The organism is Pseudomaricurvus hydrocarbonicus, assembly GCF_011602365.1.
Lineage (GTDB): Bacteria > Pseudomonadota > Gammaproteobacteria > Pseudomonadales > Cellvibrionaceae > Pseudomaricurvus > Pseudomaricurvus hydrocarbonicus.
On sequence record NZ_JAAONZ010000032.1, the window covers coordinates 22,090 to 28,235 of the forward strand.

Consider the following 6,146-nt stretch of genomic DNA (forward strand, 5'->3'; position numbering starts at 1 on the left):
CGACGGTTTTGACCCGGTACTTCATCCGTTGCCTATTTAATGCGTGACACAGCGGGATAAACAGAACCAAAGGGTCTAAACTAAAAAGGTGTTCAGGAGATTTACGGATGGTTGTACAACATCAATCCAAGTTGCATTGCTTTACTGCGAACGTCAATGGCAGTCTGGCGAAGCTGGAGTATTCGATCAACGGTGATACAGTTACGTTTATTTCGACCTATGTGCCTTTTCGTTTAAGAGGGCAGGGTATCGCAGAACAAATTGTAGATACCGGATTAAAATGGGCGCGACAACAGGGGCTGAATATTTCAACCACCTGCTGGTACGTTGAAAAATTTTTGAACGGAGAATTAAACCACTGGGATCGAGCTTAACCGACATTTGGCCTCCGTTTCAGGCGTGGCCTTGTCCAAACCTGAGCTGTGGCCACGAGTAAGTCAACTAGTCCGATTAAACCAAAGTCCCTGCCTGATAGTCCCTGATCGCCTGCTCAATTTCTTCACGGGTATTCATCACGAATGGCCCCCAGCTGACAACTGGCTCACCGATCGGGTGGGCGGCCAGCACCAAAAAGCGGCTCTGTTCTGTCGCACTTATCGTTAATGCCTCGCCTTTATCCAAAATCGCCATCTGTTGTGGATGCACGTCGATACCGCTTTCTGTTTGAGCAATACGGATATTGCCTTGATAAACATAGACCAGAACCCGCTTGTCGGGGCTGAGGGGCAAACGGATAGACGTTTTTTCGTTGAGATTCACGTCCCAATAATCAGGTCGGATCGCGACCTCTTTCACTGGCCCTGTGGCTGAGCGGTTTGCAACAGACAAATCGTCATCAAGGGACAGCTCGCCAGCTATGACTTTGATGGTGTTGCCGTTGTCCAGTTCCAGTACGGGAATCTCCTCCGGACCGAACTCCCGGTATTTGGGTGCGGTCATTTTTTCTGAGGCAGGCAGGTTTACCCAAATTTGAAACCCGTGAAAATGACTGTCATCCGCGATGGGCAGCTCAGAGTGTAATACGCCTCGTCCAGCGGTCATCCATTGCACGCCTCCAGTGACGAGGCGGCCAACATTGCCCAGGTGGTCACGGTGTTCGATAACGCCGTCCAACATGTAGGTGACCGTTTCAAATCCACGGTGAGGGTGCTCGGGGAAGCCCTTGGTTTGTTTGCCATCTTCACCCCCCCTGAATTCATCCAGCATCAGGAAGGGGTCAAATTGACTGTAATGTCCTTGGCCTGCAATACGCTGGATGCTGACGCCATCGCCATCAATAGAGGGCTGAGCGGTATGTAAAGCGAGTATTTTACGGTTCATAAGAGACTCTTTGTGTGTCTTAACCTGTGGGATGGCTTCATTATTCAAGCCAGAGACGTTCACGCCAGTAAAAACAGTTCAGGTCGGTTGTGTGGTCGGCTGTAATCAACCTCGGGTCCCAGGGGTACAATTCTGGTGGGGTTAATGGTGTCGTGACTGTAGTAATAGTGTGTCTTTATGTGTTTAAAGTTTACCGTCTCGGCAACACCTTCGACTTGATAAAGCTCTCGCAAGTAGTTGGACAAGTTTGGGTAGTCTTCAATGCGCTTGAGGTTGGTTTTAAAATGCCCATAGTAGACGCTGTCAAACCGGATCAATGTGGTAAATAAGCGCCAGTCGGCTTCGGTGATCTGATCGTCCACCAGAAAGCGTTGTCGTTCAAGACGCTGTTCGATGTCTTTCAATGTTGAAAACAAGGCGTTGAAAGCTTTCTCGTAGGCGGTCTGTGACGTGGCAAAACCGGCTTTATACACGCCATTGTTCACGTTGTCGTAGACAGTGGCATTTATGTCATCAATTCCCTGACGCAGCCGCTTGGGGTAAAAGTCGGTTGATACATCGGTGAAGGCATCAAACTCACGGTTAAACATTCGTATGATTTCCGCAGATTCGTTGTTCACAATGGTTTGTGTGTGCTTATCCCATAATACAGGGACGGTCACACGTCCGCTGTAATCCTGTTGGGTTGTGGTATACACCTCGTACAAATAGCGAATGTCCGGGATCGGGCTGGGGTCTATGGCTGCGGCGTCATCAAGGGGTAACAGCTCCCAGCCTTGGTCGAGCATTTCAGGTTTGACGACCGTCACCCCAATGATGGATTCAAGCTTTTTCAACTTACGAAAGATTAACGTTCGGTGGGCCCAGGGGCATGCCAGTGAGACAAACAGGTGGTATCGTCCCGCTTCGGCTTGGTAGCCACTGGAGCCATCCGCGGTAACGTGATGGCGGAATTGCGCATCGGTGCGGATAAATTCGCCCCCGTGACTGTCGGTGTCATACCATTGATCCTGCCATTGTCCCTTTACCAGTAAGCCCATGTGGTTCTCCTTAAAAAATAACTTAAATAGTTCGCGTAAAAGACGACTCAGCCATTGGGATTATTGAACTTTCTTCGCCAGAATTTCGTCCACCGAAAAGCGGCCAGCGCCCAAAAAGAGTAATGCAACCGTTGCCGCGAGCAGGGTAAGCGCATATTCATAACCGTTATTGCTGACAAATAACCCGTTTGGCAGATGGAACGTAATAGCCATTAGCATGGTAAACGCCGTTGCCAGTGCCGCGGGACGGGTTAACAGCCCCAGAGCCAACAGGAGACCGCCGAAAAACTCAGCACTGCCAGCCAAAAAGGCCATCAGAATGCCGGGCTCAAAACCGATGGACGCCATCCATTGGCCGGTACCTTCGAGGCCGTAACCGCCCAACCAGCCAAACAGTTTCTGTGAGCCGTGGGCAGCCAGAATCAGGCCGACCGGCACTCGTAAAGCCAAGCCCCCCCAGCCTGCCTGTGAGGCTAGCAGTGGTTTGAGATAGGCTGAACTGAAAGATGGTGTGTGGGTACTGTTGAGTGTAGTCATAATCTGCTCCGGGGTTGTTAATGTCTAATTGATCAGACTGTTAAGCCATTGTAGTGCGGCTGGTTTGAGGTAATAACTGGGTTTTTTGAAAGTAAATGATCAGATATTTTGAACGATTGGGTGCCGCGGATTGTGCTGTGAGCAATAATGGGCCTTCAAGTCACGGCTGGTGCCGGGTTTGTGTTTATTGATAAGGTGGAGCACTGGTGTTGAGCAAGCAACTAGCCTGTGAGGTGGGCATAAATGGAAAATCTTGAGGAGCTTAAGACGTATTTGCGTCGCTATGCCGCAGAGCGTGATTGGGATCAATTTCACTCCCCGAAAAATCTGTCTATGGCTTTGAGTGTCGAGGCTTCAGAGCTGGTTGAGTGTTTTCAGTGGTTGACTGAAGCGCAGTCCGAGAATTTAACGGAGCAACAACTGCGGGCGGTGACCGATGAGATTGCGGATGTTCAGGTTTATCTGGTCAGAATGGCTGACAAGCTGGGCATTGATATTCTGTCTGCGGTCCAACAGAAGATTTTGAAGAATGAAGTAAAATACCCGGCTGAAAAGGTTCGTGGCAGTAGCAAAAAATACACAGAGTATGAATAGCAACAGCATACGAGCAGAGCATTGAAGGGGCTGGGAGAACGTTAAGGTCACACTGGAGGAGAATGCCCTCCAGCCCGGCGAATAACCGAGTTGGAGAACCGTCTTTACTAAACGATTACAGTAACTCGTTAGAGTCTGTCAGCTCGCCACATTCACTGGCTTTAACATCAGCGTTGGCATTCAGCCAGTCAGCAACCGCTTGGCGCTGTTCCTGGGTGACGGAATCGTAGCGGCCTCGGCAAATGACAACGCCGGCGATGGTCTCCGCACAGGCACTGCCCATAAAGGCCAGATCGTTGGCATCAATGGCGCTATTCATGAAGTCAGCAACAAAAGCATCCAGCTGTTCGGCGCTTTTTTCGCTTGTAAACTCAAAATCCAGATCAAAACCCAAGGTCGCGAATTCGTCGAGGTAAAGTTTTTTACGCAGGCGGCGACTACGGCCAGTCTGTTTAGTCATATTGTTAATCTCAAAGGGGGAGGAGGAGGCCGTAAAGCCATAGAAATAGCTGTCAGCCAGGGGGCGCATTGTAGAGGAATGGTCATCAGCAAGCGAGTCATTCTCAGGTCAAAGCAAAGACTTAAGCATTAAGTTCTGTTATGGGTAATCCGATATTCGGAGGAAAATTGGAAATACAGGGCGTTTAAATAGGATAAAATGCGTCACTCTATTTTAGAAAGCCAAACTATGCCTGCTCTTACGCCTTCTCTGATTCCTGATAATGAATTCCGTGCCAGATTGTTTTATGTTTATGACCCCATGTGCTCCTGGTGCTGGGGATTCAGGCCTGTGTGGGATGCCTTAACCCGCGAACTGCCTGAAAACATCGAAGTGGTCTATGTGGCCGGCGGCTTGGCCCCGGATTCTGAAGAGCCCATGTCTGAAGCCTTGCAACAGGCAATTCAAGGGTATTGGCGTGATATACAGTCACAGCTGGGGACCGAGTTCAATTTTGATTTTTGGGTAAAAAATCAACCTCGACGTTCAACCTATCTGTCGTGCCGGGCTGTTATCGCCGCAGACCGGCAGGGGGCTTTAGTGACGATGCATAATGCGATTCAGCAAGCGTATTATCTTCGGGCGTTAAATCCTTCAGATGTTGACGTGCTAGTCCAGCTGGCGCAAGAGCTGAAGTTGGATGCGGTTCAGTTTGAGGGGGATTTACGATCTGGCGAAGTGCAGGTTGACTTCGAGGCCCAATTGGCACTGGCTCGTCAGCTACCGATTGATGGCTTTCCATCACTGGTGTTAGAAGTGGGGGCGGAGGTGATCAAACTGGATCGTGAGTACCAGGATCATCGGGTGCCCCTCAGGCAAATCCAGCTGGCGCTGAAGTGAATGTATCGTGAGGCATCATTGCGGTGAGCCTCTACCTTTGGGTTTGTTGAGCAGCTTTCCGTTCTTCCTCTTTCCATCCCCCTGAACGTCCTTTCTGTGTCCGCTGAAAAGAGGCTGCGTAAAATTTATTAAATTTTGGCGTTGAATGTATCTTGTGTGGCCGATCTTGCCATTGAGCGACTTTGAGATGGCGTGTTGAGTCGACTACGCTATATAAGGATACCCGCTTCTCGCGAGACCATTGACTTCCATAGGGAGCAGGAGGGGCGTACTGTGACGCAGTATCCAGGCCGGTATTTACCTTAAATTACACATGTAAACTTCCGTATCAATTCATGGTTAATTGGTAAGTACCTTATTGATTTCAACGTTTGAAAAGTCCGTGTTCGATCGAGGTGGGATAGTGCCAATCAATGCTCCTCTGATACTTAATAACCGGCTGGATGATTACACCCTCTATCGCTTGGTTCATAGAGCAGAAAATAGCAGCGTCTATGTGGGCGTAGTCAGAAGCAAATATTATGATCGGCGTTTTTTTCGTCATTGTGCTGACGATCTGGATGCTCCGTGGCACATGCATCAATTTCCATCGGGGACCTACCAGCAGCCGGAAGAGAATTGGCCTTATTATTCGGCGGTAATTGAAAAGGTCTTTGATTTCACACGCTTTGAAGCGGCTGCCGCGCAGCAATACTGGTGGGAAAAATATGGCGGCGTGAAGGGCAGCCTGAAGTTCGCAAAACAACCGCTGTCGCGAACGCAGTTTATTTTATTGCGAGGCAAGGGCTGCTGGGATGGGTATGTGAAAGGGTTTCCGAATGGGTGGGCACCGGTGAGGTAGTTTTTGTGCCCTTATGGTTTTGATGAATACGCATTTTCCCGATTCAGGTCACTTCTCTTTTTGAACAACTGATTTTTACTATTAAGGCAATTGCTCAATTTAACGGAAATGTTTTTTTCTGTTATTTCAGTGTGAAATGCACGATTTTCGTTGGCGAACTTTTAAATTTCAGAGACTCCCGAAAATCTCAGAAAAAGTATTTGGGTCTTAGGAGGCGGGCTTGTCGGAAAACCCCGCTAATTGGCCGTAGGCTTTGTATTGGGCTTGCCAGACGATAGCGCCGCTGGCGTTGGTGATTTCCTGCGGGGTGCCGATGCGACTGTCGTGGGCATCGTGTTGGTAGTAGGTCTTGAAGAGAGTGTCCTGATAACTGTGTAAACGTCCCGTGACGCGTCAAAGATGAGCCGTTACCCGCTCACCAAATTCGATAGTAAACCGGTTTAGCGCGGGCTTCCAGTTCCTGATCGGCATAGTC

At 49.3% G+C, this 6,146-nt stretch carries 9 protein-coding genes; 4 read left to right on the plus strand and 5 right to left on the minus strand.

Annotation, left to right across the window (positions count from 1 at the left end):
- Positions 1–107 precede the first annotated feature (107 nt).
- Complete coding sequence (locus G8770_RS23155; RefSeq protein WP_167192425.1) at positions 108–374, plus strand: GNAT family N-acetyltransferase; 267 nt, start codon at positions 108–110, stop codon at positions 372–374.
- Between the two features lie 76 nt (positions 375–450).
- On the opposite strand, the gene G8770_RS23160 is transcribed toward G8770_RS23155, so the two are convergent.
- The 3 genes from G8770_RS23160 to G8770_RS23170 are packed head-to-tail and all read right to left on the minus strand — an operon-like array spanning position 451 to position 2,897.
- Positions 451–1,320, minus strand: coding sequence for a pirin family protein (locus G8770_RS23160; RefSeq protein WP_167192426.1), 870 nt, complete (start codon positions 1,318–1,320; stop codon positions 451–453).
- Between the two features lie 59 nt (positions 1,321–1,379).
- Entirely contained in the window at positions 1,380–2,360 is a 981-nt protein-coding gene (locus tag G8770_RS23165; RefSeq protein ID WP_167192427.1) for a glutathione S-transferase family protein, read from the minus strand.
- A gap of 60 nt (positions 2,361–2,420) precedes the next feature.
- Positions 2,421–2,897, minus strand: coding sequence for a DoxX family protein (locus G8770_RS23170; protein ID WP_167192428.1), 477 nt, complete (start codon positions 2,895–2,897; stop codon positions 2,421–2,423).
- Positions 2,898–3,140: 243 nt separating this feature from the next.
- On the opposite strand from G8770_RS23170, the gene G8770_RS23175 reads away from it, so the two are divergent.
- Positions 3,141–3,491: a nucleotide pyrophosphohydrolase gene (locus G8770_RS23175; protein ID WP_167192429.1), complete on the plus strand. Its 351-nt coding sequence runs from the start codon at positions 3,141–3,143 to the stop codon at positions 3,489–3,491.
- Positions 3,492–3,606: 115 nt separating this feature from the next.
- Here G8770_RS23175 and G8770_RS23180 read toward each other — a convergent pair whose 3' ends face one another.
- A complete protein-coding gene (locus G8770_RS23180; protein WP_167192430.1) occupies positions 3,607–3,951 on the minus strand; it encodes a YggL 50S ribosome-binding family protein in 345 nt (114 codons plus the stop codon).
- A 228-nt stretch (positions 3,952–4,179) separates the two neighbouring features.
- Here G8770_RS23180 and G8770_RS23185 point away from each other — a divergent pair, with 228 nt between their 5' ends.
- Positions 4,180–4,830: a DsbA family protein gene (locus G8770_RS23185; protein ID WP_208022473.1), complete on the plus strand. Its 651-nt coding sequence runs from the start codon at positions 4,180–4,182 to the stop codon at positions 4,828–4,830.
- 403 nt (positions 4,831–5,233) lie between these two features.
- Positions 5,234–5,671: a hypothetical protein gene (locus G8770_RS23190; protein WP_167192431.1), complete on the plus strand. Its 438-nt coding sequence runs from the start codon at positions 5,234–5,236 to the stop codon at positions 5,669–5,671.
- A 207-nt stretch (positions 5,672–5,878) separates the two neighbouring features.
- Here G8770_RS23190 and G8770_RS24765 read toward each other — a convergent pair whose 3' ends face one another.
- Positions 5,879–5,986: an RHS domain-containing protein gene (locus tag G8770_RS24765; RefSeq protein ID WP_425051040.1), complete on the minus strand. Its 108-nt coding sequence runs from the start codon at positions 5,984–5,986 to the stop codon at positions 5,879–5,881.
- Positions 5,987–6,146: the final 160 nt, after the last annotated feature.

Excerpts from the sequence above, each read along its gene's own strand:
- G8770_RS23165 (WP_167192427.1), bottom strand. The coding sequence starts at position 2,360 with ATGGGCTTACTGGTAAAGGGACAATGGCAGGATCAATGGTATGACACC.
- G8770_RS23170 (WP_167192428.1), bottom strand. The coding sequence starts at position 2,897 with ATGACTACACTCAACAGTACCCACACACCATCTTTCAGTTCAGCCTAT.
- G8770_RS23180 (WP_167192430.1), bottom strand. The coding sequence starts at position 3,951 with ATGACTAAACAGACTGGCCGTAGTCGCCGCCTGCGTAAAAAACTTTAC.
- G8770_RS23175 (WP_167192429.1), top strand. The coding sequence starts at position 3,141 with ATGGAAAATCTTGAGGAGCTTAAGACGTATTTGCGTCGCTATGCCGCA.
- G8770_RS23155 (WP_167192425.1), top strand. The coding sequence starts at position 108 with ATGGTTGTACAACATCAATCCAAGTTGCATTGCTTTACTGCGAACGTC.
- G8770_RS23185 (WP_208022473.1), top strand. The coding sequence starts at position 4,180 with ATGCCTGCTCTTACGCCTTCTCTGATTCCTGATAATGAATTCCGTGCC.
- G8770_RS23160 (WP_167192426.1), bottom strand. The coding sequence starts at position 1,320 with ATGAACCGTAAAATACTCGCTTTACATACCGCTCAGCCCTCTATTGAT.